Origin of the sequence: Paenibacillus solanacearum (assembly GCF_910593845.1) — a bacterium.
Classification (GTDB): Bacteria; Bacillota; Bacilli; order Paenibacillales; family NBRC-103111; genus Paenibacillus_G; species Paenibacillus_G solanacearum.
Window position 1 is genome coordinate 49,951 of the sequence record NZ_CAJVAS010000024.1, and the last position, 24,302, is coordinate 74,252.

The 24,302-nt window shown below is 53.0% G+C and carries 28 protein-coding genes and 1 tRNA gene; 5 read left to right on the forward strand and 24 right to left on the reverse strand.

Features of this window, described 5'->3' with window-relative positions; all coding sequences use genetic code 11:
* Window positions 1-85 precede the first annotated feature (85 nt).
* Entirely contained in the window at window positions 86-1,309 is a 1,224-nt protein-coding gene (locus KXG62_RS21975) for a S1C family serine protease (protein ID WP_218094159.1), read from the reverse strand.
* A 236-nt stretch (window positions 1,310-1,545) separates the two neighbouring features.
* On the opposite strand from KXG62_RS21975, the gene KXG62_RS21980 reads away from it, so the two are divergent.
* Window positions 1,546-1,767: a hypothetical protein gene (locus tag KXG62_RS21980; protein WP_246627580.1), complete on the forward strand. Its 222-nt coding sequence runs from the start codon at window positions 1,546-1,548 to the stop codon at window positions 1,765-1,767.
* A 25-nt stretch (window positions 1,768-1,792) separates the two neighbouring features.
* Here the strand turns inward: KXG62_RS21980 and KXG62_RS21985 are convergent, their stop codons facing one another.
* From KXG62_RS21985 to KXG62_RS22010, 6 genes are all read right to left on the reverse strand, one after another.
* Window positions 1,793-2,596 carry an MBL fold metallo-hydrolase gene (locus KXG62_RS21985; protein ID WP_218094160.1) on the reverse strand — a complete coding sequence of 268 codons (804 nt, stop codon included), beginning with the start codon at window positions 2,594-2,596 and terminating at the stop codon, window positions 1,793-1,795.
* 20 nt (window positions 2,597-2,616) lie between these two features.
* Window positions 2,617-3,357, reverse strand: a complete 741-nt coding sequence (gene yycI, locus KXG62_RS21990; protein WP_218094161.1) for a two-component system regulatory protein YycI — start codon at window positions 3,355-3,357, stop codon at window positions 2,617-2,619.
* A 12-nt stretch (window positions 3,358-3,369) separates the two neighbouring features.
* The gene (locus tag KXG62_RS21995; protein ID WP_218094162.1) at window positions 3,370-4,659 is read right to left on the reverse strand and encodes a YycH family regulatory protein; all 1,290 of its coding nucleotides are present in this window, start codon (window positions 4,657-4,659) and stop codon (window positions 3,370-3,372) included.
* On the reverse strand, window positions 4,656-6,500 hold the full coding sequence (walK, locus tag KXG62_RS22000; RefSeq protein WP_218094163.1) for a cell wall metabolism sensor histidine kinase WalK: 1,845 nt from the start codon (window positions 6,498-6,500) through the stop codon (window positions 4,656-4,658). Before walK ends, KXG62_RS21995 begins: the two co-directional genes overlap by 4 nt.
* 16 nt (window positions 6,501-6,516) lie before the next feature.
* A complete protein-coding gene (gene yycF / locus KXG62_RS22005; RefSeq protein ID WP_218094164.1) occupies window positions 6,517-7,251 on the reverse strand; it encodes a response regulator YycF in 735 nt (244 codons plus the stop codon).
* 232 nt (window positions 7,252-7,483) lie between these two features.
* Complete coding sequence (locus KXG62_RS22010) at window positions 7,484-9,058, reverse strand: M23 family metallopeptidase (protein ID WP_218094165.1); 1,575 nt, start codon at window positions 9,056-9,058, stop codon at window positions 7,484-7,486.
* Between the two features lie 302 nt (window positions 9,059-9,360).
* On the opposite strand from KXG62_RS22010, the gene KXG62_RS22015 reads away from it, so the two are divergent.
* A complete protein-coding gene (locus KXG62_RS22015; protein ID WP_218094166.1) occupies window positions 9,361-9,624 on the forward strand; it encodes a hypothetical protein in 264 nt (87 codons plus the stop codon).
* A 205-nt stretch (window positions 9,625-9,829) separates the two neighbouring features.
* Here the strand turns inward: KXG62_RS22015 and KXG62_RS22020 are convergent, their stop codons facing one another.
* The 11 genes from KXG62_RS22020 to rpsF form a co-directional block, all read right to left on the reverse strand.
* On the reverse strand, window positions 9,830-10,516 hold the full coding sequence (locus KXG62_RS22020) for a hypothetical protein (protein ID WP_218094167.1): 687 nt from the start codon (window positions 10,514-10,516) through the stop codon (window positions 9,830-9,832).
* Window positions 10,517-10,704: 188 nt separating this feature from the next.
* Window positions 10,705-11,994 carry an adenylosuccinate synthase gene (locus KXG62_RS22025; RefSeq protein WP_218094168.1) on the reverse strand — a complete coding sequence of 430 codons (1,290 nt, stop codon included), beginning with the start codon at window positions 11,992-11,994 and terminating at the stop codon, window positions 10,705-10,707.
* Window positions 11,995-12,275: 281 nt separating this feature from the next.
* A complete protein-coding gene (dnaB, locus tag KXG62_RS22030) occupies window positions 12,276-13,634 on the reverse strand; it encodes a replicative DNA helicase (protein ID WP_218094169.1) in 1,359 nt (452 codons plus the stop codon).
* Between the two features lie 212 nt (window positions 13,635-13,846).
* Window positions 13,847-14,290 carry a 50S ribosomal protein L9 gene (gene rplI / locus KXG62_RS22035; protein WP_218094170.1) on the reverse strand — a complete coding sequence of 148 codons (444 nt, stop codon included), beginning with the start codon at window positions 14,288-14,290 and terminating at the stop codon, window positions 13,847-13,849.
* On the reverse strand, window positions 14,287-16,248 hold the full coding sequence (locus tag KXG62_RS22040; RefSeq protein WP_218094171.1) for a DHH family phosphoesterase: 1,962 nt from the start codon (window positions 16,246-16,248) through the stop codon (window positions 14,287-14,289). The genes rplI and KXG62_RS22040 overlap by 4 nt, the downstream gene beginning before the upstream one ends.
* Before the next feature lie 27 nt (window positions 16,249-16,275).
* Window positions 16,276-17,205, reverse strand: coding sequence for a DUF2232 domain-containing protein (locus KXG62_RS22045; RefSeq protein WP_246627581.1), 930 nt, complete (start codon window positions 17,203-17,205; stop codon window positions 16,276-16,278).
* 5 nt (window positions 17,206-17,210) lie between these two features.
* Entirely contained in the window at window positions 17,211-17,513 is a 303-nt protein-coding gene (locus KXG62_RS22050) for a MazG-like family protein (RefSeq protein WP_218094172.1), read from the reverse strand.
* Window positions 17,514-17,608: 95 nt separating this feature from the next.
* Window positions 17,609-18,025, reverse strand: coding sequence for a CBS domain-containing protein (locus KXG62_RS22055; protein ID WP_218094173.1), 417 nt, complete (start codon window positions 18,023-18,025; stop codon window positions 17,609-17,611).
* A 194-nt stretch (window positions 18,026-18,219) separates the two neighbouring features.
* Window positions 18,220-18,501, reverse strand: a complete 282-nt coding sequence (gene rpsR / locus KXG62_RS22060; protein ID WP_218094174.1) for a 30S ribosomal protein S18 — start codon at window positions 18,499-18,501, stop codon at window positions 18,220-18,222.
* Window positions 18,502-18,554: 53 nt separating this feature from the next.
* Window positions 18,555-19,037 (reverse strand): single-stranded DNA-binding protein, encoded by a 483-nt coding sequence (gene ssb / locus KXG62_RS22065; protein ID WP_218094175.1) that lies wholly within the window; start codon window positions 19,035-19,037, stop codon window positions 18,555-18,557.
* Between the two features lie 37 nt (window positions 19,038-19,074).
* Entirely contained in the window at window positions 19,075-19,359 is a 285-nt protein-coding gene (gene rpsF / locus KXG62_RS22070; RefSeq protein WP_218094176.1) for a 30S ribosomal protein S6, read from the reverse strand.
* 233 nt (window positions 19,360-19,592) lie between these two features.
* Here rpsF and KXG62_RS22075 point away from each other — a divergent pair, with 233 nt between their 5' ends.
* Both KXG62_RS22075 and KXG62_RS22080 read left to right on the forward strand, forming a co-directional pair.
* Window positions 19,593-19,778, forward strand: coding sequence for a YjzC family protein (locus tag KXG62_RS22075; protein WP_218094177.1), 186 nt, complete (start codon window positions 19,593-19,595; stop codon window positions 19,776-19,778).
* Between the two features lie 88 nt (window positions 19,779-19,866).
* A complete protein-coding gene (locus KXG62_RS22080) occupies window positions 19,867-20,121 on the forward strand; it encodes a hypothetical protein (RefSeq protein WP_218094178.1) in 255 nt (84 codons plus the stop codon).
* Window positions 20,122-20,248: 127 nt separating this feature from the next.
* Here the strand turns inward: KXG62_RS22080 and KXG62_RS22085 are convergent.
* The 4 genes from KXG62_RS22085 to KXG62_RS22100 all read right to left on the reverse strand — a co-directional run bounded on the left by KXG62_RS22085 (window position 20,249) and on the right by KXG62_RS22100 (window position 21,843).
* Window positions 20,249-20,339 (reverse strand) — tRNA-Ser (locus tag KXG62_RS22085).
* Between the two features lie 98 nt (window positions 20,340-20,437).
* Window positions 20,438-20,662, reverse strand: coding sequence for a DUF951 domain-containing protein (locus KXG62_RS22090; RefSeq protein WP_218094179.1), 225 nt, complete (start codon window positions 20,660-20,662; stop codon window positions 20,438-20,440).
* A 2-nt stretch (window positions 20,663-20,664) separates the two neighbouring features.
* A complete protein-coding gene (locus tag KXG62_RS22095; protein ID WP_218094180.1) occupies window positions 20,665-21,588 on the reverse strand; it encodes a mechanosensitive ion channel family protein in 924 nt (307 codons plus the stop codon).
* A gap of 12 nt (window positions 21,589-21,600) precedes the next feature.
* Entirely contained in the window at window positions 21,601-21,843 is a 243-nt protein-coding gene (locus tag KXG62_RS22100; protein WP_218094181.1) for a putative Se/S carrier protein, read from the reverse strand.
* 118 nt (window positions 21,844-21,961) lie between these two features.
* Between KXG62_RS22100 and yyaC the strand changes: the two genes are divergently transcribed.
* The gene (yyaC, locus tag KXG62_RS22105) at window positions 21,962-22,576 is read left to right on the forward strand and encodes a spore protease YyaC (protein ID WP_218094182.1); all 615 of its coding nucleotides are present in this window, start codon (window positions 21,962-21,964) and stop codon (window positions 22,574-22,576) included.
* Here the strand turns inward: yyaC and KXG62_RS22110 are convergent.
* Both KXG62_RS22110 and KXG62_RS22115 read right to left on the reverse strand, forming a co-directional pair.
* Entirely contained in the window at window positions 22,551-23,045 is a 495-nt protein-coding gene (locus KXG62_RS22110; RefSeq protein WP_218094183.1) for a DUF4446 family protein, read from the reverse strand. The two genes, yyaC and KXG62_RS22110, sit on opposite strands and share 26 nt — an antisense overlap.
* A 32-nt stretch (window positions 23,046-23,077) precedes the next feature.
* Window positions 23,078-24,232 (reverse strand): aminotransferase class V-fold PLP-dependent enzyme, encoded by a 1,155-nt coding sequence (locus KXG62_RS22115; protein ID WP_218094184.1) that lies wholly within the window; start codon window positions 24,230-24,232, stop codon window positions 23,078-23,080.
* Window positions 24,233-24,302: the final 70 nt, after the last annotated feature.

Sequence of the window (24,302 nt, forward strand, 5' to 3'; positions counted from 1 at the left end):
GACATAGCCAAACCGTGGAATCGTTATTTCTATTGTAGCCGAAAATTCGGCATCTTAACTATATGTTGCAGCGATCATGCCGCCGCTACTTATCCGTCACTTCGCCGAGCGTAAGCTGCACGGTCGATTTCTTCGATCCGCGGTAGAACGTAACCGCCAGCTTGTCGCCGACTTTCTTGCTGCCATATATATACTTGCGAAGCGCGAGCGTACTGTCGACCGCCTTGCCGTCCAACTCCACGATAACGTCGCCGCTCTTGAACCCGGCCTCCTTGGCAGGGCCGACTGCATCGATAACGATAATGCCGCGCTTGACGCCTGCCGGCAGCTTCAAGCTATCCGTTCCGGCAAACGATTGCAGGTTCTGTGTTACGACGCCGATGTAAGGCCGCTTCACTTTATGATCGGTAATGAGCGATTGAATAATGACCTTGACCTGATTGATCGGGATTGCAAAACCGAGCCCCTCGACGCCCATATCGGCCACCTTCAACGTATTGATGCCGATGACCTTGCCGTCCAGGTTGACCAGCGCGCCCCCGCTGTTGCCTTGATTGATCGCCGCATCCGTCTGGATGACGTCCATCTCCCAATCCGGCTCGCCTTCGCGTCCGAGCGACACCGGAATCGTGCGGCTCGGCCAGCTGATAATGCCCTTCGTCACGGTCGGCGTGTAGCTGAGGCCCAGCGGGAACCCAACCGCAATCGCCGTCTCCCCGGCTTTCAACCCGTCGGAATCGCCGAATTCGGCAACCTGCTTCAGGCCGCTCCCGTCCGTCTCCAGCACGGCCAGATCCGTAATTTGATCGCGCCCGATCAGCGTCGCCTTCCGGCGTTCGCCTGCGACCGTTATGACGTCCAGCTGGGTAAACCCCTCGACGACGTGGTTATTGGTGACGATCCGGACTTTATCACCGTTACGCTCGAAGATGACGCCGGAGCCGAGTCCCATCGCCCCGCCGCGGGCCGTTTCTTTCTCGCCTTCCCGTTTGGAGCCGAGGATGCTCACGACCGTTGGAGACACCTTCTCCGCAGCGACGACCACCGAATCGCTCATACGCCGCTCCGTGCCTCCGTCCGCTGCCGACGCCCCCGAAGACGGAGGCGCCATAGCGGTGACGGCTACAGGCTCAGCCGACTTCTCCGCCGAACCGCCGCCAATCAGCAGGAACAATACAGCCATGGCCACGGCACCGCTTGCCGCCGGAAGCAGCCAGCCCGGAAGCTGACCAGGGAACCTTCGGGGCATTCGCCACGTATCCCGCCGCGATGCCTTGGTCGAATAAAAATCGTCGTCAAACAAGCTCATGTTCCCCGCTCCCCTCTAACTTGCCACACCGCTGCTTCCCGATACTAACGCTTCCTCTATTGTACCTCACAAACTGGCAAACTGCGAAACCAAATCGCCGAAAAAAACTTTGAAAAATCAGGAATGTTTTTCATAGCGCAAGACTAGAATAGAATCATAGCTCCTTCGTTCGCCAATCCGGAAAACGTACCGACCGAGCGCACGGAACAACATAAAGCTGTGAAGGGATGAAAGCAATGAACATGAATGCAAACCGGGTTTCCTCACATCTGGAACAAATCGAATGGATCGGCAAGCTGGCCGACCTCAAAGAAGCGCACTACCAGCAGTCGCTGATGCTTAGCGCCGTCATCGAGCTGCTCGTGGAGAAAGGCATCCTCTCCGCGCAGGAAATCGCCGCCAAAGCTCATGCCCTCGAAGCGGCCGATACGGCCTCCGCCTCCGCTGTACTGCCATAAAGCCGGTCATCAGACAGCGGCGCCCTTACTCCTCATCCAAACGATCCCACATCGTGGCTCGATCGTAGTATGTATCCATCAGCTTCGGCCGGTGGTCGTCCGGGTTCAACCGTTCCTCTAACATATTATTCACGGTGAGCCTGGCCAAATCCATCAGATTGTGATCCCGGCTCAGATGGGCCAGATACACCCGCTTCGTCTTCGTCGTCATGACGTCGAACAGCCCGATTCCGGCCGCTTCGTTGGACAAGTGGCCGACATCGCTCAGGATGCGCCGCTTGATGTTCCACGGATATTTGCCCATCCGCAGCATCTCGACATCGTGGTTCGATTCCAGCACCAGCGCGTCGCTGTCCTGGATCTTCTCCTTCACCTTCGAGCTCATGTAGCCCAAATCAGTGGCCAGGCTCAGCTTCTCCTCGCCGTCGTAAAAGCAGTAGCCGACCGGCTCCGCCGCATCGTGCGAAATGCCGTACGACTCGACCTGGAGCGAGCCGAACTCGCGCATCTCGCCGGTCTGCATCACGCAGCGGTTCGCTTCGGCAATATCGCCGATTTGCTGATCAAGCGCCGCCCATGTTTTCTCATTCGCATAGATCGGCAGATCGTATTTGCGCGCGATCGCGCCGAGCCCTTTAATATGATCCGCATGCTCGTGCGTGACCAGAATCGCATTCAGCTCCGCGGCCGAAGTCCCCCGCTCCTTAAGCAGCTGCTCCACCTTCTTCGCACTCAGCCCCGCATCGATCAAGACCTTGCCCTCGTCCGATTCGACGACCATCGCATTGCCGGTCGATCCGCTTGCAAGTACACTAAACCTTATGCCCATTCCCCAAAACTCCTTACTTGCTACTTTTTGTTGCGCTGCGGCTCTTCCACCGCTCCGTTAAACGCATGCACGAAATATTGGTCGCCGCTCGCCAGCGTCACCCGCCACGAGGGCCACATATTCAGCGTCTGCGAATTATACACCTGTCCGTGATAACCAAGCTGCACGCCCGTAATGATCGAACCCGACGGCAAAAAGTTCTCGATCAGGCTGCGCAGCGCGATATACGCAGAAATGACTTTCTGCTCCTTCTGCTCGCCCTCGGACTGCACTTCCACATATCCTTGCCGGTATGTGCTGATCATGCCGCTTTTCTCGTACAGCTCGATCTGTACTTCGAACATCGGCAAATTGCCGTACATTTGATGGAAGACGTACGTCCCGTTCATGCTTTCCAGCGGGTCCCATTGATAAGCTTCGATTTTGGCGATGCCCGTTCTGCCCAGCAGATCCTTTATCGCACCTTTATTGATGAGCGGATCGTACTTGAACGGCGTTAGCAGCAGCATCGGCTTGCCCGGTGTCAGCTTATCGTCGAACTTGGCGACGATCTCCTTCAGCTTCGGCACATCCTTCGGGATGTCTGAAGGCACCTGAATGTTTTTGCTCTTCAGCAGCCTCTGGATTTCCTCTGCGGCGCCATTCGGATTCGCCTCCTGATCAAGCAGGTCGGAACGGCTGGACCACAGCTGGAAGCCGAGCACTGCGTTCAGCAGCAGAAAGGACAATATTAAGATCGTCTTTGCCCGGCCCCAATCCATCGCCGTCCCTCCTTATTCCAGAAATTCATAGGTGCCGTCCCGCAGCTCCACGGCCCACGCCGGCACCAGCTCGATCGTTTGGCTCATCACGACCGGCCGGTACGCGGGGAATACGCTGTAGAACTGCGTCTTTTGCGTGCTGAACTGCTTCAGCAGCTCGTCCAGCGCTTCGCCGCCTGCGAGCTGAACCTCGGTTCGAATCATATTGCGCGGGTCCGGCGTCATAATGGAGCGCTCATAGCTGGATACGATCCCTTTTTGCAGCGTGATCCGGATAAACCCGATATTTTCCGAACGCGGATTAATGATCGGGAACGAGTCGTAATACTGCCGGAACAGAAATGCCTGGCTGCTGAGCAGCAGACGCTGCTGCGGCACCTTCTGCACCGAGTACGTTCCGTTCCAGCCGCCGTGCTGGTTAATGAACTGAACGGCGGACAGCAGATTCTCGCGCATGTCGAACTTGTTGTCCGGCGAAGGCGCCACGGGGTCGGAATACGTCATCCAGTGCTGCTCGTTTTTCAGCTGCAGCCCCCGCTTCCCGTCCGTATAAATTTCCGTGCCGTCCCGCTCCATCAAGTTTCGCGTAATCGCCGGGTCGACGAAAAACGTCAGCTTCATCTGATCGACCGTAAACTGCGTGTAGCCCATCTTATAGCTCGATACGTTGATCGGCTTCATAGGCAAATAGTAATCGCCAGCCGTCACTTTATACGGCGTATAGTCGGCTTCAACGGTTGCGAACCGTTCAATATCTTTGGTCGTGAAGTTCGCCTTGACGACCTCATAGACGGTGTTGGCCGTGTCGGTAAATAAAATCGTGCGCACTTCGTTCGTATCCTTGGCAAAGATCCAGATGCGCGTAATCAGGTCGGTATCGCTGGGCAAGTCGCCCTTGAGCTGCATCGTCCGCTGCAGCACATGAAGCGGAAGCCCGTCGCGGAATCGCACCTCCACGCCCTGCTGCTTGCCGCGAACATCGTCCCAGTTCAAGTTTAGTGCGCTCGTCGTCGTCTTGCGGAATCCTTCCAGAAAACGCTGCTTTACCGTGTCCCATATCTCGTTGTACTTCGCGCTGTTCGGGTAGACGACGCTGTGCTGCTCTTTGCCCAAATGAAGCACGAGCTGGTCCGGGAACAGCATGTCGTCCAGCGCCCCTTGCGTACCGAGCAAGTCTGTCTTGACGTATTCGTCCGGCGTCACGGGATCGAACTTCGGATAGCTGTAGGCAAGCAAGTAACTTTGCAGTAAACTCAAGAACACCAATATCGTCAAGGCGGCTGATTTCAGCTTCTCGATCATACGGCGGCTTCCTCCTGCTGATAAGGCAATGTAAACGTCACGCGCGTCCCTTGTCCGAACTCCGAATCCAAATGGATCGTTCCGCCGTGCGCTTTTACTATTTCCCGGGCAATCGACAGGCCGAGGCCTGTTCCTCCCATACTGCGCGAGCGCGCTTTGTCCACCCGGTAAAACCGTTCGAAGATCCGGTTCAAATCTTTGCGCGGAATGCCAATCCCGTTATCCTGCACACAAATTTCAAGCTGCTGCGGGTCCGGCCTTCCCGCGATAATACGAATATGCCCGCCCTCCGGCGTATACTTGATCGCATTGGACACGAGGTTGTCGAGCACCTGATCGATGCGGTCGCGATCGAGCATAATGTACATAACGCCCGGTGCGACGTCGATATCAATCGCGATCGATCGCTGCTCCAGTTGGAACGAGAATCGGTCGGCCACTTCCTCCAGCATTTCGACCACATCGGTCGGCTCCTTATGAAGCGTCGCCTGCTTGGAATCGAGCCGGGACAGCTGCAGCAGGTCGGTGACGAGACGGATCATCCGCTCCGTCTCATTGCGCGCTACATTGACGAATTTGCTTGCAAGCTGCGGCTCCTCCAGCGCCCCGTCCTCCAGCGCCTCCAGGTAGCTCTTGATCGTCGTCAGCGGCGTTCGCAGCTCATGCGACACGTTGGCGACGAATTCGCGGCGGGACTGCTCCAGCTTCTCCTGGCCGGTGACGTCCTGCAGCACCGCGATCGTTCCGGTCGAACCATATCCTTTGCCCCTGCTGTGAATGCCGGTATACGTGACGCGTACATACAGCGGCTCCTCGTCGGAATCGTTGTAGAACTGCAGCATCGTCGTCTTGTCTTCGCTGCCTTCCGCTTCCTTCAGCTTGTCCGGCGCGATGCCGAGCAGATCGCTCAGCGTTAGACCGAGCGTCGCATCCTCGTTCACCTGCAAGATTTGCTTCGCCCGCCGGTTCACTAGAATGACCCGGCCCCGATCGTCGGTGGCAATCAGCCCGTCGTTCATGTTCGACAGGATCGAAGCGAGCTTCTCCTTCTCCTCCTCATTGAGCGACAGCGCCTCGCGCAGCCGGTCAGTCATGAAGTTAAATGTAGCCCCGAGCTGGCTGATCTCGTCATTACCCTTGACCTGCACCTGCTTCTCGTCGAAGCTGCCCTCCGCCACGGCCGTCGCCTGTCTCGTGATCGCCTTGATCGGGTTCGTAATCGTCGCCGACAAAATAACGCCGAGCAGCGCCGTCAGCACAAGTGCGATCAGCGTACCGGTAATGAGCAGCCTGCTGATCCGGTTCATCGTGTCGTACACTTCCTCCATCGAGGAAATGATGTACACGGCGCCATATACCTTCACGCCGGAACCGATCGGCTTCGCGATGACGACCTTCCGAATGCCATCCGAATCGGTGAACATCCGCTGGTTATCCTTGATGCCTTGCAGGGCGCGGGTCACTTCGGTCTGCGTATTCTTGCTGTTGATGACCGAACGGTTCTGATCGAGCGAGGTCGTCAGCACCAGCCCGTTCGCATCGATCACTTGAATCTCGGCCTTGCTGATTACGAACAAGCTGTTGACGAACTGATTCAGGTCGGCGTACGATTTCTTCGTTTCGCTGCCCTTCGTCTCCTGCGTCTCGATCAGGTACGTCTCGGCGTACTGCGCCAGCAGCTGCGCCTGCTTGTTGCGGTTGTCGATAAAATCTTTCTTGAGCGAGCTTTCCAGCGTTCTAATAAAATAAACGCCGATCAACTGCATCGCAATTAAAATAAGAAGCACGTAAATGATGATGACCTTCGCCTGTATCGATTGGAAAAATCGAATCCACTTCATCCCCATATCACTCGCTTCAATAGCTTCCGTTATTCGTTCGGGCGCTCTTCATCATATAGCCTAGTCCGCGCCTTGTAATGATATATTCCGGGCGGCTCGGATCATCCTCCAGCTTCTCGCGCAGCCTGCGGATCGTCACGTCGACCGTACGCACGTCGCCGAAATATTCAAATCCCCATACCGCTTGCAGCAAATGCTCCCGCGTCATCACGCGCCCGCTGTTCTTGGCCATATACTGTACCAGCTCAAATTCGCGGTGCGTCAGATCGAGCGGATTGTCGTCCTTGTATACGACATACGTATCCGTGTCGATGAACAGGCTCTGAATCCGAATGCCCTGCCGCTGCTCTTCTTCCTGCAGCGCTTGCGGAGCCGCGGATGGCGCTACCTTCACCTGCCTGCGCAAATGCGCCTTCACCCGGGCCAGCAGCTCTCGCGTGCCGAACGGCTTGGTCACATAGTCGTCCGCCCCGAACTCCAGTCCGAGCACCTTGTCAATCTCGTTATCTTTGGCCGTCAGCATAATGATCGGCGTATTCAGCTTCTGTCTTACTTCCTTGCATACATCCATGCCGTCCTTTACCGGCAGCATCAAGTCAAGCAATATCAATTCCGGTTCCTCGGAGAATGCGAGCTCCACAGCCGTCCCTCCGTCATAGGCGCAGATGACCTCGTGGCCCTCTTTTTCCAGATTAAACTTCAATATATCCGCAATCGGCTGTTCATCGTCTACAACAAGAATTTTGGCCATTCGCTTCACCGCCCTGTCAGATCCTATCAGGAATGGGAACCATCCCAACGACTCTACTATTTTACCACACTTCGGGGATCATTGCCCTATACGTCTTTACGCCATAGATCGGCGGCGGACGCATTCGCTCCCTTCTGCCTCAAACACGCTCGCGTCCGTTAATAAAGCAAAAAAGGCATGAAAAACGCAGCATTCCTGCATCTTCCATGCCCTTTATTTATGGTCAAACCGATTAGCGGTTCAAATATTTGAGCGGATTGTCCGGCGAGCCGTTCTTCTGCACTTCGAAATGCAGATGAATACCTGTGGAATCGCCTGTACTTCCCATATAACCGATCTTCTCGCCCTTTTCTACGATCTTGCCGACGCTGGTGTTAATTTGGCTGAGATGACCGTACAACGTCTTATAACCGTTCAGATGATCGAGAATAATACAATTGCCGTATCCGTCCTTAACGCCTGCAAAAATGACCTTTCCGTTGTCTGAAGCCGTAATGTTCCGATTGCCCGTCAAATCGACGCCTTTATGGAAGACGCCCCAACGCGTGCCGAACGTACTGGAGATCGATGCGGATACGACCGGCCAAGCGAACTTGCCCGTGCCCTCGCCTTTCACGACCTTCGTGCCCTTCTTCGCTACAGCTTTCACCGGCTCATCAATGATCTGTTCGTCCAGCACTTTCTCTTCTTCCATCAAGCCGTTCACTTTCGTCAGCTCGATCGTCACTTTCTTCAAGCCGTTTTTCCCTGGGGAGAGCACCTGCGTCGTACCGAGACGCATGCTGTCATCCTGCTGGTACTCCGTTTCGTACGCGATTTCCTCGTTTTCCACGATTTTCTCTACCGTACGTACCGCAAGCGTCGGCTGCAGCACCGTCAGGTCAAGCTGCTGCCCCACTTTGATCATATCGTTCGTAATCCACGGATTGTTCTGATAAATGACTTGCTTCGGAATTTCAAGCTTCTTGGCAATGCACGATACGCAATCGCCCTGCTCCACCGTATATTTCGTCGGCTGTACGTCGCCCGTCTCCAGCTTCTTGAGCAGGTCTTCCGGGTCTACCAGCTCCGCAGGCTCGATAGCTACCTCTTTCAGCTCCACCTTCTGCACGAAATCGGTCTTCAGCAGCTCCGTCTCGACCGGCGTAGACGCCGCAGCCGTTGCGGACAAAATGCTGACTTTGCCGGACTCCTTCTTCTTCTGCATGGAATCCACGGCGTTCGTCTTGATCTGATCGAGCATCACCTGCGCAACCGACGTATCCCTTACGATCCCCATCGGCTTGCCATCGACCAGAAGCTGCGTGCCTACCGGATGAGCGGTAAAAAAGCCTTCCAGCTCCGCCAGTGCGGCAGCGTCCTGCGGCTCCGCCATGAAAGCCCTTTCACCCTTAAATTCGATCGCAGGCGCCTCGACGACCATGCGAATATCATCGGGTCCCTTGGATAGCTGCTTCTTCTTTTCCTCGGTGAATTGTCTCACCTTTTCCGTATCGGAAATGACGCCGATCTCTTGTCCGTTCACATACACGTGATAGAAATCGACCATATTGGCATGAACGTATTGGTTGCCGCTCCAAACAACCGCTCCGATAAACACGAGAGCGGACGCCGACTTCGCAATCGTCCATTTATGTAAAGCGATACGGGCCATCATGTTTTCATATGTAAATTGGAATGGTTTCTTCTCTGGCTCTGATACTTCAACCGCCGATTCGGTAGGTTCGGCGGAACGTGTCTTGGACCATTTTTGCCGGGCCTTGTCCAGCAAACCTTTAACGCGATCCGTTCCTTTGAAAAAATTCATCTTGATCTCCTTTTAAGTCGTTTTTTGCCGCATTCGAATTTAGCCTGGCTCCCTTCCTGCGGAAGGGCTTGCTGTGTGTTGCCTGGGACCATCCGCAATCGGATGTACGTCAATTTCACGCGATGTGGCGGACATTTGCAGGTTGCTTACGATGTGCACATAAAAACACCTAAAAATAGAAACTCTAACCAATAGGTTAGGCTCCCTAACTAATTTACCACATCAACTCTACTTTTTTCAACAAAATTGTATACGTTCTCTCATTGGGAGAAAGAAAGATGACAGGGGTGTGAAGTCAAACTATGGAAAACTTAACCGTCTTTTTCCGCCATCGAGGCGATATGGAGCAGGCTGCTGAAGCGCTCCGGCTTCAAGGAGCCGTCGATATCCAGCTTGATTACGAGAACGATTACGGCGCATCCGCGGGTCTGCCGCCGCAGCCCAGCAACGCGGCAAATAATGAGCCGGACAGCGAAACGGGGTGTACGATGACCGTCGTCGTCGAATCGTCCCGGCTCAGCCTGGCTTATGATCTCATTGCGCAATTCGGTGGAAGCGTCACTTAAGCTCCGTTCATGCCCGGGCAGTCAGCAGACAACCACAAACAAACGGCCCTTGCCGCTCTGGGCGAAAGGGCCGTTTGGTCTGGTGCGTCTATGTATGACTCGGTAATACCTATGTCGATTTATCGATAAGTTTGGATTCATCCGACGCCATGGACTGATGTTTTGCTGCCTTTTCCATCAGTCATACCATGGCAGTACGCTTCCTTTACGGCGTTAATATGAGCTTTTGCAGCTCGCTGTATTCTTCCGGCTTCAGCCGCTTCTGCAATAACTGCTCCAGCTCCTTCAGCTCTGCCCCTGTAATGCCATCCTCGAGCAGGAGCGAAATTTTCTGGATTTCCTCTGCCGGGACACGGCTGGCCAGCACGGAGAACACTTTGGCCTTGTCCGCCTCGGATAGCTCGTTCTTCTTCTTCGTGAATTCCTCCGCCGATACGACCACCCGGCGTTCCTCGTCCGCCGCGCTGCCTTGCCCAGTCGATTGGCGGCTCCATACGGCTACCGCATCCTCCGGGGGCTTACGCTCCCCTTCCGCTCCTTTGCTTGTCGGGTTGTCCCCGTCCTTGTTCTGCTTCGAACCGGTTTCCGACGTGGACGGCAGGCTTCCGTTCCCGCCTCCGCCCGTTCCGGACGAGACGGCCAAATCTTTCGGCTTGTCCGCGAAGCTCCCGGAATTCGGCCGTGCCGGCTCCGCGAATGCACTGAACTGCGACATCATGCGGCTGGCGAACTGATTCCAGCTCAACTGCTGGCTTGCCGGGCGCTCGATGTGGTATTGGTCGAGCAGCATATCAACATACGTATTGACCGCAAAAAAAGTCATGGCTACACAGCACAACGACGTAATGACCGCACTGACCGCCAGCTTCATCATCCACGTGATCCATTTCATCTTCCGTCCCAGCTCCCATCGCCTGTTGCAACGGAAGCACGGCACGCACGCGTCTGTCCCAAGCCCCGTTGTCCAAAGAATATATAGCACTAGTATTGACCTTTTTCTGGGAAACCAATCGTCCATACACGCAAAAAACCCCCGCTTCCGTTCGATGAACGGAAACAGGGGCTGCCTATTGTTATCTTTTATGCTTCGTAAATCGGTTGGACCAGGTTCGTTTGCTCCCGGTTGCGGCCGACGGAGAAGATCGCAATTGGGATGCGGGTCAGCTCGGAGATCCGCTCGACATACCGTCTTGCGTTTTCCGGCAAATCTTCCAGCTTGCGCACGCCGGACAAATCTTCGCTCCAGCCCGGCAACTCTTCGTACACCGCTTCGCATTCGCCAAGCATCTTCAGGCTGGCCGGATAATGCTCGATCACTTCGCCGCGGTATTTGTAAGCCGTGCAGATCTTCACCTTCTCCAACCCGGCAAGCACGTCGAGCGAGTTCAGGGAGAGGCCGGTAATGCCGCTGACGCGGCGCGCATGGCGAACGACGACGCTGTCGAACCAGCCTACACGGCGCGGTCTTCCCGTAACAGTACCGTATTCGTTGCCGCGCTCGCGAATCCAATCGCCAGTCTCATTGTTCAGCTCCGTCGGGAACGGGCCGTCGCCGACACGCGTCGTGTAGGCTTTCGCTACGCCGATGACCTGCTGAATTTTGGAAGGGCCTACGCCGGAACCGATGCAGACGCCGCCGGCCGAAGGGTTCGAGGAAGTCACGAACGGATACGTGCCTTGGTCGATATCGAGCATGACGCCTTGAGCGCCCTCGAACAATACTTTTTTGCCGGCGTCGATCAAGTCGTTCAGGACGACCGACGTATCGGTAACATAATGGCGAATCTGTTCAGCGTATCCGAGGTATTCCTCGATGATCGAATCCGCATCCAGCCCTTTGGAACCGTATACTTGCTCGATCAGCACATTTTTCTCGGCTACGAGGTGACGCACTTTGCGCGTGAATTCTTCCTCGTCCATCATATCGGCGATCCGAATGCCGTTGCGAGCCGCTTTATCCATATAACAAGGGCCGATCCCTTTGCGGGTCGTGCCGATTTTATTGTCGCCTTTGCGCTCCTCTTCCAATCCGTCAAGAACGAGGTGGTACGGCATAATGACATGCGCACGGTCGCTGATCTTGAGGTTCTTCGTGGAGAAACCATTATCGTGAATGTACTGAATTTCTTCAAGGAGCGCGCCCGGATTCACGACCATGCCGTTACCGATTACGCACGTTTTATCCTGATAGAAAATGCCCGATGGAATCATCGTCAGCTTGTACTTTTTATCATTAATGAGAATCGTATGGCCTGCGTTGTTGCCGCCCTGATAACGCGCAACCACTTCCGCTGATTCAGCCAAAAAATCGGTTATTTTACCTTTGCCCTCGTCTCCCCATTGGGTTCCGACAACCACTACCGTTGACATGTTTCACTTGCCCCCCGTGAGGTGGTATCCACCTGTTATTCGCCGTTAAAGGCGCCATCGCACCATGACTAGTTTATCAGCCTCGTGCATCAAAGTCAACAAAAACGAACAATGGTCCAGAGCACTGGCGCATTGTTCGGAATTGGTTTGTATGTAAACGACTGCAGCGCGCCATGGCATGCAAAAGCGGCTGCAGTCCGCATATTCGTGTCCTAAAAATGAGAATTAAAATAAGTCCGTATTCCTCAAATGAATCCGTCATTCCTTGTCGGCTGCCAATCTTAGCGCGCCGCCGCCATCTCCTGATGCGTCCGGTCCAGTGTGACGAACTTATTGAAGTTTTTCAGGAAGGCGAGCTCGACGGTGCCAACCGGCCCGTTACGCTGCTTGGCGATAATGATCTCGATAATATTCTTCTTCTCCGACTCTTTGTCATAATAATCATCCCGGTACAAGAAGGCTACGATATCGGCGTCCTGCTCGATCGAACCGGATTCCCGAAGGTCGGACATCATCGGCCGTTTATCCTGCCGCTGCTCCACACCCCGGCTAAGCTGAGACAGCGCGATGACGGGCACGTCCAGCTCACGGGCAATTTGCTTGAGCGTACGGGAAATTTCCGATACTTCCTGCTGCCGGTTATCGCCTTTGCCCCGGCCGTGAATGAGCTGCAAGTAATCGATCAGGATCATCCCGAGCCCCTTCTCCTTCTTCAACCGCCGGCACTTGGCGCGAATATCCGCTACCGTGACGGACGGAGAGTCGTCGATATAAATGTTCGCCTCCGACAGCGATCCGATCGCCATCGTCAGCTTCTCCCAGTCGTCCGGCTCCAGGAAGCCGGTCCGCATCCGTCCGGCGTCGACGTTCGCTTCCGCGCAGATCATCCGCTGCACGAGCTGAGCCGCGCCCATCTCGAGACTGAAGATCGCTACCGTTTCCTTCTCGCGGACGCCGACATTCTGCGCGATGTTCAAGGCAAAGGCCGTCTTCCCGACGGAAGGACGGGCCGCAACGATGATCAAGTCCGAACGCTGGAAGCCCGAGGTCATCTTGTCCAAGTCCGTGAATCCCGACCGGATCCCCGTCGTGCTCCCTTTCTGGTTATACAGAAACTCGACCTTGTCGAACACGTCCATCAGCACGTCCCGGATGGCAATAAAGCCCGCGCCGGAGCGCGCCTGCGAAATTTCCATAATGCGCTGCTCCGCATCGCTCAGCAGCGTCCCGACTTCATCCTCGCCTGCGTAGCCATTCGTCACGATTTGCGTCGCCGCGCGGATCAAACGGCGCAGCATCGATTTTTCTTCTACAATCTGCGCATAATAATCGACGTTGGCTGCCGTAGGCACCGCGTTGGCCAGCTCGGACAAATAGCTGATGCCGCCGACGTCTTCCAGCTGCTTCTTGTCCTGCAGACGCGCCGTCAGCGTAATCAAGTCGACCGGCTCGTTCGCCTCCGCAATCTCGATCATCGCTTCGTAGATGAACCGGTGTGACGGCCTGTAAAAATCGTCGACCTGTACCCGCTCCATCGCCGTAACCAATGCATCGCCGTCGAGCAGAATCGCGCCGAGCACCGCTTGTTCGGCTTCCACATTTTGCGGAGGGATGCGATCCATAAACAGATTCTCGTTCATCCGTCTTCCTCCCCCTACGAACCTGTACTTCCATTGGCCGACGCACCGCTAGCTCCTCGCGGAAACCGCGAATACCGTGTCCGGCCAATGTCAAACTTACCTAAATGCCCGCTCACGAACAAACAGCGGACCGGCTATACTTCCGGCCGGCCCGCTGTCGATATGCCTCGCCCCCTCCATCAGGGGCCCAGGCGGTTATTCCCCTGGAGCGATTACTCTTCTACAACCTGAACCTTCAGCTTTGCGGTCACTTCCGGATGCAGCTTCACGGCGACCTCGGTCACGCCCAGCGTGCGGATCGGTTCGTCCATGATAATTTTGCGCTTATCGAGCTTAGTGCCGAGCTTCTCGAGCGCTTCCCCTACTTGCTTGTTCGATACGGCGCCGAACAGCCTTCCGTCCGCTCCGGACTTGGCCTTTACCTGTACCGTCAGCTCACCGAGCTTCTGCCCGAGCTCTTGCGCATTCGCCTTCTCCTGCGCCTTCTTGTTTTCTTCCGCTTTCTTCTGCAGGTCCAGCGTCTTCATCGCGCCGTCGCTCGCCGGCACAGCCAGCTTTTGCTTTAATAAGAAGTTATTGGCGTATCCTTCGGATACTTCCTTCACTTCGCCCTTTTTCCCTTGTCCTTTAACGTCCTTCAATAAGATGACTTTCATTCGAAAAGCCCCTCCTCCGCTTGAATCTCGCTAAGTACTTGCTTGAGCCGCTGCGTCGCTTCGACCACCGTGCCCTCGAGCTGCGTCGCTGCGTTGGTCAGATGGCCGCCGCCGCCCAGCCGCTCCATCACGACCTGGACGTTCATCTGCCCGAGCGACCTTGCGCTGATGCCGATCAGTCCGTCCGGCCGCTCGCTGATGACGAACGACGCCATAATGCCTGTCATAGTTAACAATGTATCAGCTACTTGAGCAATGAGCAACTGAGAATATTTGCGTCCCGGCTCATTGACCGCCAAGGCGATATGGTCGAAGATGACGACAGCGTTCTTAATAATTTCCGCCTTCTGGATATAAGAGTCCAGATCTTCCTTGAGCAGCCGCTGAATCATCGTAGAGTCCGCGCCGTTGCGTCTGAGGAACGACGCCGCCTCGAACGTCCTCGCGCCGGTACGCAGGCTGAAGCTCTTCGTATCGACGACAATGCCTGCGAGCAGCGCCGTCGCCTCCAGCACGCCCATCGACAGCCGTTCGTGGAAATACTGCAGCAGCTCGGTCACCAGCTCGCATGTCGACGAAGCATACGGCTCCATGTAGACGAGCGTCGCGTCATGAATAAAATCTTCACTGCGGCGGTGATGGTCCACAACCACCTTGCGCGATGTCATCTGCAATAGCCGCGGCTCGGGCGTCATCATGGCGCGGTGCGTATCGACGACAACTGTCAGCGACCGTCCGTTCGTAATCTGCATCGCCTGCTCCGGTGTAATGAACCACCGGTTCAGCTTCTCGTCTTCATAGATGATCTCCATCAGCTTCTGTATCGAGGGGTTAACCCCTTCCAGTACGATGTAGCCTTCCTTATTGCTTACATGCGCCATCTTCAATACGCCGATGGCTGCGCCGATCGCATCCATATCCGGATTGCGGTGCCCCATGATGAGCACCTTTTCGCTCTCTTTGATCAAATCGCGCAGCGCATGCGAGATGACCCGCGCCCTGACGCGCGTTCGTTTCTCAATCGCATTCGTCCGCCCGCCGTAGAAGGACAGCCGCTCGCCTACTTTAACAGCCGCCTGGTCCCCGCCGCGGCCAAGCGCCATATCGAGCGACGTCTGCGCCCACTGCCCGAGCTCCGTAAGCGAAGAAGCGCCGGATGCGATGCCGACGCTAAGCGTCATCGGCAGCTTGTTCTCAATCGTAATGTCACGCACTTCGTCCAATATTTCGAAGCGCGACTGCTCCAGCGCTTTCAACCCTTTTTGATCCATCAGCACCATGTACCGGTCGGAAGCGGTGCGCCGCAAGTACAAGTTGTTCTTTTGCGCCCATTCGGTAATTTCGCCCGTCACTTTCGCCATCATGATGCTGCGGGTCTGATCGTCGATGCCTTGCGTCGCTTCCTCCAGATTGTCCATCATGACCAGGCCGATCGCCAGCTTTTCTTCCTCGTAGCGCCTTTGCAGCGACTTGATCAGCGTAACGTCCGTGAAATACAGCAGCCGTTCTTCCGTCTTGATTTGAACCTCATACTTCCGCTTGTCGATGTCGATCTCAAGCCTTGTATCCTTGTCTTTGCGCGTCTTCAGCGCAGGAAACCGCTCCAGCACCGACTCGCCGATCAAGGAATCCGTTCCGGTCATTTTCGCGACAAACGGATTATGCCATTCAATGACTTTCTCTTCGTTATACAGCAAAATGCCGATCGGCAATTCGTGAATGACTTCGCTGCCCGCCCGTTTCACTCGATGTGACAACGTCGCTACGTAATGGTTCAAATCTTTGCGGAACGCCTGCTCCGCTTTCAGCGTGAAATAACCCAGTGTGCCCGCAAGCACCAAAGCGACCACGCTGATCTGCCACTGATAGAGAAATAAAATAAAAATCAGCAGCGTCAGCAGAGCGTAGATCCATACGATATGCATACCGTGCCAACGCTTTAACAGGAACTTCGGCATTTCACTCGCTCCTAATCCCTATAAAGTTCACTTGCGGGTCAATCGGTCCCGGATCGGAAACGCAACATCGAATACACCGAGCAGACTGAACAAAAAATAGGCCGGCGGGAAAAACAACAGCAGCAGAATGCCGATCACCGGCACCACCTTGTTCCATCGATTCACATGCGCGAGATAGAATAGAAACGACAACGCTTGAAGCGCAAAGGCTGCCGTCAATAGGGGCAGCAGATTGAGCAGCATCGTAAAGACGATCGACTTCGAATCACGCACGAACATTTCCAGAATGAGAGCGATCAAATAAAACCACACGAACGATTTGGGCAGCATCCAGTCCCGAATCGGCTTGAACGCCGGTATCGATTCTCCCGAACGCACGAGTGCTCTACGGGCCAGCCAATGCGAGACGACGACATAAAACAGCGAGAAGCCGATCATATACAATGGCAGCATCTGCACCATCAACTGCACAAGCGTATCCAGGTCAATCGCCATAACGCTCTGCAGCTGCGGCGGCAGCGTCTGCACGCTCTCGATCATGAACTGCTTCATCTTGCTAACCGGCTCAAGACCGAGCACATTGCTGACAATCAAGCTTAACAGCAGCTCGGCCAGGAGGGTCACCGTGCCTACGGTAAGCACAGTGCGCGCCGGAGCGCGTTTCTTGTACAAGTTGCCCATCTGGATGACGGGCGGCAAAAAAAACAGCGAGATCGATACCATGATCGCCCCGACCCAACCGGCCAACAACATGGATGACAGTACATAAACAGCAGCCAGACAAACGATATAATGTATTAAAAAACGCTGCGTTCCCAGCTTCACATACATAACGAGCACCGGCACCATCAATAAACATGCAGTGATCAGGTTGATCGGCGGCAGGATAATCGATAATAATAATACAATGTAGGCGATGCTCCAGCCGAGCATTCGCGACTTTGTCGTTCCTTCCAAGCCGTTCACCTCTTACGCAAATGTTCTTCTACGGCGGAAATATCGCCATACCATTCTTCGAGCTGATGCCCTTCTTGACGATGCTGTCTCATTTTATCGAGCACCGCCTCGTCCAAACTGTGAAGCGAAATGCCCAGACGGCGGCCCAGGATGTAACAGCACGCAACGAGACTCGCCAGTCCATCCACAATTTTATGATGGCTTCCTTCCCAGATGCCTTTCAGCAAGCGGGCCATTTGATCGACGATTTCGGTTTTGAGCCATTCAATAATTTTTGCGCGTCTGGCCAAATCGACGTCTCTCTCCATACCATGCCGCCCTCCTTCAGGAATTGGCTTGCCTGCGTCCCCCGTTTCAGCAGCTTGCTGAATTTGCGTCACATTAGTTAATTATACCACACTTTCTATACCTTTTGTTCGGACTGCCACAGCTTGAAGCAATAATCGATGATTTCTCTTCTTCGAATGATACCGATAAATACCTCTTGATCATCGATCACTGGCACATAGTTCTGATTGGTCGCCAGCGTGATCAAGTCCTGCATCTGCTGGTCGATCCGCACCGGCTTAATGGCCATATGCTGTGCGACGTCTTTCAACTGCACCTTGTGCGCGTTATCGAATCCGATTTCAGGCGTATGTTTCAGCTTCCACAACAAGTCCCCTTCTGTTATCGTTCCCACATACTTTCCTTCTTCATCAATTAACGGTACTGCCGAATAGCGGTGGTACTCCATCCGTTCGAGCGCCTGCCGCATCGTGGAATGAGGCGATAAGAATATAACTTCCTCTTTGGGCACCAGAAAAAATGCAATGTTCAACGATTCTCCCTGCCTTTCTACTTCTAACAACGTACGTGCTCGCCCACCTCACCATCATAACATGTTACGCCTTCTGTTGAAAATTTAGACGAGCGCGTTTTGGACACAAATAAAGAGAACTGCCGGCGGCCGCCGGCAGTTCTCTCTCAGTCACGAATGTATCTTAATCGAATCGCTTCGATCAGAAACTTTTCTTATTCCGTTGTGTAAGGCAGCAATGCGATTTGACGAGCGCGTTTGATCGCGATTGTCAGGGCACGCTGATACTTTGCGGAAGTACCGGTTACACGGCGAGGAAGAATCTTGCCGCGCTCGGAGATGAACTTTTTAAGCGTTTCGATATCTTTATAATCAATGTGCTTAATTTTGTTCACAGTGAAGTAGCAAACTTTACGGCGCTTTCCGCCTTTTTTGCCGCGGCCGCTGAACTTTCTTTCACCGCGATCTTCAAAGTTGCGTTCTCTTCTTTGTTCCATGGTGCATTCAGTCCTTTCTACGTGGAATGTTCGTTTACCGCTCTTGCATTGCGTTAGAACGGCAAATCATCATCGGAAATGTCAATCGGTTTTCCGTCATCCTGGAACGGATCCTGGTTGTCTCGTCCTCCGCCGTAGCTTCCACGGTTGCCGCCTCCACCGCCGCCGCCGCTTGGAGCGCCCATTCCCATGCCATCGTCACGATTGCCGCCGCTATTCGCCGACTCCAAGAAGCGCACATTGTCAGCAATGATCTCCGTCACGTATACGCGCCGGCCTTCATTGTTGTCGTAATTGCGTACTTGAATGCGGCCTTCGACTGCGGCCAGACGTCCTTTGCGAAGGTAATTCGCGCACGTCTCCGCGAGCTGCCGCCATGTGACAACCGGAATAAAATCCGCTTCACGCTGGCCTTGATTGCTGGAAAATGGTCGGTCTACAGCAAGCGTGAACTGGGTTACAGCCACACCTGCGGGCGTATAGCGCAATTCGGGGTCGCGTGTCAGCCTGCCGATCAGAATTACACGATTCAACATCCGTATTCCCTCCCGGATTCGATTACGGCACGAGGCCTTAAGCTACGTCTCTAACGATCAGGTAACGAATGATTTCGTCGGAAATCTTCATTACGCGGTCAAGCTCGTTAACGATCTCGTTGTTAGCGTTGAATTGCACCAACACATAATGACCGTCACGAATCTTGTTGATCTCATACGCAAGACGGCGCTTACCCATCACATCGTGCTTCGTAATTTCGCCACCGTTGTTGATGATGTTTTGGAACTTCTCCACCGTAGCCTGAACAGCTTCCTGCTCGAGATCAGGACGGATGATGTACATCACTTCATATTTGCGCATGTTGCCACCTCCTTCTGGACTATGGCCCTTGATTCGGCTTGTACCGTCAAGAGCAAGGAGCGAGTAAAATAGGTTTCCCAAACTCGCACCATAATACTATAGCAAAATTGCCTGCCCAAAGCAAGTAAAACTGCGAACCGCATCAACTTGCCTGGTTGGCAATTATTAATGCTCATGCTTCTTGCCGCTTAAGGAAAGTCTAACATTACACCAACTACAGGAGGTGACCTGCCATGGGTGAATGGAGTCAATTCCGTCCGGGCGACAAGGCGCCGAACGACGGTGAGTATATGGAAGTCGGCGAAGATGCCTTCCATATGGGAATCAGCAACCCGCAAATGATCACATTGCAAAAGGGTGACGAATTCCCGATGACGACAAATCACAACCGCAAGTGGAAAAAAGTGTTCCGCGGCTAGGCTTGTCTTCCCCGCCTGAACCTGCACTATCATTCAGGCATCAGGCGGGGAATCCCACATGCATTACACTACGCAAAGGAGAACCTTTATGCGCTATAAATATACAAGTGCTCTGACATTACTCGGTGTCGCACTGTGCATCGTTCACTTTTTTGGTCATGAGTACGACCCGGTCTATTTGCTGTTCTATGCGCTCAGCGTGCCGGCCTGGTTTTACCCGATTTTCAAATATACCGGTATCAACCCGCTCCCGCTTTATGCGCTGACCATTGTATGCTGGGCAGTGATCGGATACGTCATTGACCGATTTGCCGCTACGCGTCATTCTCGCAGCCGTCATTAGTCATTATATAGAAAGAACACTACTAAGAATCGCGCCGCCAATCCATGGCGGTTCTTTATTATGAATCCAGCCACTGCCTTTCAGAACAACAAAAAACGACCTCTTCAGGTCGTCGGTTTGTTATGTATGGCGGAAAGAGTGGGATTCGAACCCACGCACGGCTTGCGCCGCCTAGCTGATTTCGAGTCAGCCCCCTTGGGCCTCTTGGGTACCTTTCCGCGTCCAAAAAGGGACAAGAGTTATAATACCATATGATTAACGTTTTTGGCAAGTGCTCCAGTTATTTTTTTTACATCATGCATCCTACGAATGAGAGCTACATTTCTTCCGATGTTTTCGAAGCGTCCGCCGACGCCGAACGCAGCACTTTTTTCAGCTTGCTCTCGAATTTGGCCCGCGGCACCAGCACGCTGTGCTTGCAGCCGACGCATTTGATTCGAATGTCCATGCCGAGCCGAATGATCTCCATCTCATTGGTTCCGCACGGATGCGGCTTTTTCATCTGGACGATGTCGCCCAATTCGTAATGTTTTTTTTCCATCGTCATTCCGCCCTTTCCGTCTTATGATACGTAACCAATCTCGGGTATGGCATTTCCAAGCCGTGCTCGCGGAACGCTCTTTTAATTTCCGCATTCAGCTTTCTTGCTACCGCATACTGGGTGACCGGCTTGCACTCTACTATAACACGTAATGTCACTTCTGAGGCACCCAACATTTGCACACCCAACAGCTCCGGTTCTTTTACCATATTCGTATCTTTTTCATAATACTCTTTAACGGTACGCTCCAACAGTCTCATGGCTACATCAATATCCGTCTCGTGCGATACCATGACATCGACGACCGCAAGTGAATTGTTTATGGAAAAATTTGTAACTTGTGTGATCGTGCCGTTCGGGATAATAAATTCTTCCCCCGTCCAGCTGCGAATCCTCGTAACCCGCAAGCCAATCTCTTCAACTGTTCCCCGGTATGTCCCGATTTGAATGACATCGCCTACCGCGAATTGATCCTCGAATATTATAAAAAAACCGGTAATTACATCTTTCACGAGACTTTGGGCCCCGAATCCAACGGCCAAACCGACAACACCAGCCCCGGCCAGAACGGGAGCCAGGCTTACGCCGAACTGGTTGAGTATCATCAATATCATGATGAAATTCACGACATACGTTACAATATTGCCGATAAGCTTGCCGATCGTTTTCGTCCGGCGCGTATCAAACTTCAAGGGGCTTTTCTCGCGTTCCACCATCATGTGCTGCAATGCTTTATTGGCGATTTTCGTAATAATGCGGGCTGCAATATAGATGCAAACAATTTTGATGATGGCTAGCAGCAATCCCGTCCATATTTCCGGATCGGTGACGTAACTGACGGTCTTTGTTTTCACCTCATCCCAAATCCCTGACCATTGACGGGTCGAGTTTCCCTCCGCTTGTAGCTTCTGCATGATTTGATCCATTAAGGTTCCACCTCATAGCACTATCATAACATAATTATTTTCCACTTTGCTAAAAATACCGCGGATGTCGACGCGTTCTTCTTTAATGATGCTTTTCACCTCTTCAAGCGCTTCCTCTGGAAATTCCAGCGAAAGCGCGCAGCCGGCCGTAATTTCTTTAGGCGTGGGACACATGTCATTCTCGATATCAGCATATTCCAGCAGCATTTCCGCTCTCAGCGCTTGCTGCGTTGAATCAAAAGCCATCAGCAGCATGGCTCCACCCCTCTTTATTTTTGTTTCTACGTATAAAATCTAGCTTTCGACCGTATACTAGTAACAATTATTTCCTATATATTACAAGATCGCTGCGATCTTCATGGGAGGCTTTGCTATGAAACTACCTTTTTCGAAAGATGCTAGTAAACCGAAAGATAATGAGATCATGAAAATCTCCCATTCCGAGTCGAACTGCATCGAACTGGTCGCCGAACGGTTATCCGCTTCGCTTCAGCAAGTTCCATCGCATCAGCCGATTGTCGTCGTGTGCGTCGGTACTGATCGCTCTACCGGCGATGCCCTTGGACCGCTCGTCGGATCAAATCTCAAAAAGCAAAACATCGACGGACTTCATCTTTATGGTACTTTAGAGCATCCCGTGCACGCGATGAATTTGAACGACACGCTTACGACGATTCACCAGCATTTCAACAATCCATACATTATTGCCGTAGATGCTTGCCTCGGTCAACTGACCAGCGTTGGCTGCATTCAAATCGGGCAGGGCCCCGTTAAACCGGGCGCTGGCGTTAACAAGGATCTTCCCCCTGTCGGCGACATGCATGTTACAGGAATTGTAAATGTAGGTGGATTCATGGAATACTTCGTATTGCAAAACACACGCCTCAGCCTGGTTATGACCATGGCGGAAACGATCGCCAAATCGGTTTATTCTGCACTAACGAACAGGCATCAATGGAATCCTAGCTCTTTGGCCCGCATCGAGTAATCGCTTCTTTCTCTTCAGGCGACAAGGCATATGTGGACTGTCCTCGCTCCACCGGCTTTGCATACACGTACATTTGATCCCGATTATGTATACCCGAGAATACAATACCACTTTGCGTATCATCCAGTATGGCCACGGAGAAGCTGAGGTCGCTTCCGCTTTCGGCAAAAGCATTGTAACGTACAATCTCTATATTGGATTTCATCCCTCGCATACGCTCCTGCACTTGCTGAAGCGTATGTTCGATTTTTTTCGTTTGATCTTCTTGATCATTTCCCTTTTCTTGCAAACGGATCAATAGTTGTTCCACATCTGCATTCACTTCGCCGTTTATCATTTTTTTGTAGTTTCTTCTCAAGTTATTCAGCTTTACCCATAACGTAATTAACAAAATAAGAAATAGCAACATTATAATTCCGACGCCGAACAATAATACTTCGACTGGAATTTGCGTAATCGTTTCCCCCATTTATGCCTGTCCCCCTGCCTCTAACCAGCCCGTTATGCCATATGTTTGGCAATTTCTCTCACGGCTTGAATGAGTCGATCCATATCGGAATTCGTATTGAAATAACCTACACTTGCACGAACGGCACCTCTTTCCATTGTGCCTGCCATTTCATGGGCCAACGGAGAGCAATGGTATCCTGCTCTTACGGCAATCTGAAACGATTGATCAAGTATAAAAGCAACTTCCGACGAATCCGCTTGCGCAATCGTAAAGGATACGATTCCTGTTTTATTTTGTCCCAAATCCGGTCCCAATATGGAAACGCCATGAATTCCCATGAGCCCTTCCATCAATCGCTGCGTCGCATTCCATTCCTTCTGATGAATCGCATCTGTTCCTTCCTGCAGAACAAACTTGACTCCTTCGTTCAAGCCTGCAATACCTACCGTATTTTGCGTTCCTGCTTCATATCGATCAGGGCGTACCGTCGGTTGGTCAATCGCTTCCGATTGGCCGCCAGTCCCTCCGTGAAGCAGCGGTTCCAGCTCCAGATCGGGTGCAATGTAGAGCCCCCCTGTACCTTGCGGACCAAGCAATGCTTTATGCCCTGGAAAAGCAAGCATATCGATCCCCATTAGCCCTACATCGATCGGGATCGTCCCGGCGGTTTGCGCGGCATCGACCAGAAATCGCACGCCTTTATCTTTACATAATTGCCCAATTTCAGCAATCGGCAGCAAACTTCCGAGCAAGTTGGAACCATGCGTACACACGACTAAGCGTGTATTTGCGGTAAACTCGTTTGCTATATCGTCAACCGATAGTTCCCCTTTTGCATTTGTTTTCACATACGATATTTTGATCCCTTTTGTCTTCTTCAAATACTCCAATGGGCGGCGGACTGAATTATGTTCAATGGCCGTGCATATGATGTGGTCACCTTCTTGCACAAATCCTTTAATCGCAATGTTCAGTGACATCGTCGTATTCAATGTATAAGAAATATCATTCGGATTTTTAACTCGAAACAGATTTGCCAAACTTTTCCTTCCCTCGAATAGCACACGACTTGCTTTAACTGCCATCTCATGGCTGCCTCTACCCGGGTTTGCTGCATATTGTTCCATGCACTGCACCATGGCTTCCATTACCTTTGGCGGTTTAGGCCATGACGAGGCCGCATGATCCAAATATACGATTGACATCGGTCCATCCTCCGCTCTCACCACATGATATATAACGACATAAAGATAGCATACCTAGTTTGCCTGCTCA

Coding starts and splice junctions, on each gene's coding strand:
- KXG62_RS21975 (WP_218094159.1), bottom strand. CDS start 1,309: ATGAGCTTGTTTGACGACGATTTTTATTCGACCAAGGCATCGCGGCGG.
- KXG62_RS21980 (WP_246627580.1), top strand. CDS start 1,546: ATGAACATGAATGCAAACCGGGTTTCCTCACATCTGGAACAAATCGAA.
- KXG62_RS21985 (WP_218094160.1), bottom strand. CDS start 2,596: ATGGGCATAAGGTTTAGTGTACTTGCAAGCGGATCGACCGGCAATGCG.
- yycI (WP_218094161.1), bottom strand. CDS start 3,357: ATGGATTGGGGCCGGGCAAAGACGATCTTAATATTGTCCTTTCTGCTG.
- KXG62_RS21995 (WP_218094162.1), bottom strand. CDS start 4,659: ATGATCGAGAAGCTGAAATCAGCCGCCTTGACGATATTGGTGTTCTTG.
- walK (WP_218094163.1), bottom strand. CDS start 6,500: ATGAAGTGGATTCGATTTTTCCAATCGATACAGGCGAAGGTCATCATC.
- yycF (WP_218094164.1), bottom strand. CDS start 7,251: ATGGCCAAAATTCTTGTTGTAGACGATGAACAGCCGATTGCGGATATA.
- KXG62_RS22010 (WP_218094165.1), bottom strand. CDS start 9,058: ATGAATTTTTTCAAAGGAACGGATCGCGTTAAAGGTTTGCTGGACAAG.
- KXG62_RS22015 (WP_218094166.1), top strand. CDS start 9,361: ATGGAAAACTTAACCGTCTTTTTCCGCCATCGAGGCGATATGGAGCAG.
- KXG62_RS22020 (WP_218094167.1), bottom strand. CDS start 10,516: ATGAAATGGATCACGTGGATGATGAAGCTGGCGGTCAGTGCGGTCATT.
- KXG62_RS22025 (WP_218094168.1), bottom strand. CDS start 11,994: ATGTCAACGGTAGTGGTTGTCGGAACCCAATGGGGAGACGAGGGCAAA.
- dnaB (WP_218094169.1), bottom strand. CDS start 13,634: ATGAACGAGAATCTGTTTATGGATCGCATCCCTCCGCAAAATGTGGAA.
- rplI (WP_218094170.1), bottom strand. CDS start 14,290: ATGAAAGTCATCTTATTGAAGGACGTTAAAGGACAAGGGAAAAAGGGC.
- KXG62_RS22040 (WP_218094171.1), bottom strand. CDS start 16,248: ATGCCGAAGTTCCTGTTAAAGCGTTGGCACGGTATGCATATCGTATGG.
- KXG62_RS22050 (WP_218094172.1), bottom strand. CDS start 17,513: ATGGAGAGAGACGTCGATTTGGCCAGACGCGCAAAAATTATTGAATGG.
- rpsR (WP_218094174.1), bottom strand. CDS start 18,501: ATGGAACAAAGAAGAGAACGCAACTTTGAAGATCGCGGTGAAAGAAAG.
- ssb (WP_218094175.1), bottom strand. CDS start 19,037: ATGTTGAATCGTGTAATTCTGATCGGCAGGCTGACACGCGACCCCGAA.
- rpsF (WP_218094176.1), bottom strand. CDS start 19,359: ATGCGCAAATATGAAGTGATGTACATCATCCGTCCTGATCTCGAGCAG.
- KXG62_RS22075 (WP_218094177.1), top strand. CDS start 19,593: ATGGGTGAATGGAGTCAATTCCGTCCGGGCGACAAGGCGCCGAACGAC.
- KXG62_RS22080 (WP_218094178.1), top strand. CDS start 19,867: ATGCGCTATAAATATACAAGTGCTCTGACATTACTCGGTGTCGCACTG.
- KXG62_RS22090 (WP_218094179.1), bottom strand. CDS start 20,662: ATGGAAAAAAAACATTACGAATTGGGCGACATCGTCCAGATGAAAAAG.
- KXG62_RS22095 (WP_218094180.1), bottom strand. CDS start 21,588: ATGGATCAAATCATGCAGAAGCTACAAGCGGAGGGAAACTCGACCCGT.
- KXG62_RS22100 (WP_218094181.1), bottom strand. CDS start 21,843: ATGCTGCTGATGGCTTTTGATTCAACGCAGCAAGCGCTGAGAGCGGAA.
- yyaC (WP_218094182.1), top strand. CDS start 21,962: ATGAAACTACCTTTTTCGAAAGATGCTAGTAAACCGAAAGATAATGAG.
- KXG62_RS22110 (WP_218094183.1), bottom strand. CDS start 23,045: ATGGGGGAAACGATTACGCAAATTCCAGTCGAAGTATTATTGTTCGGC.
- KXG62_RS22115 (WP_218094184.1), bottom strand. CDS start 24,232: ATGTCAATCGTATATTTGGATCATGCGGCCTCGTCATGGCCTAAACCG.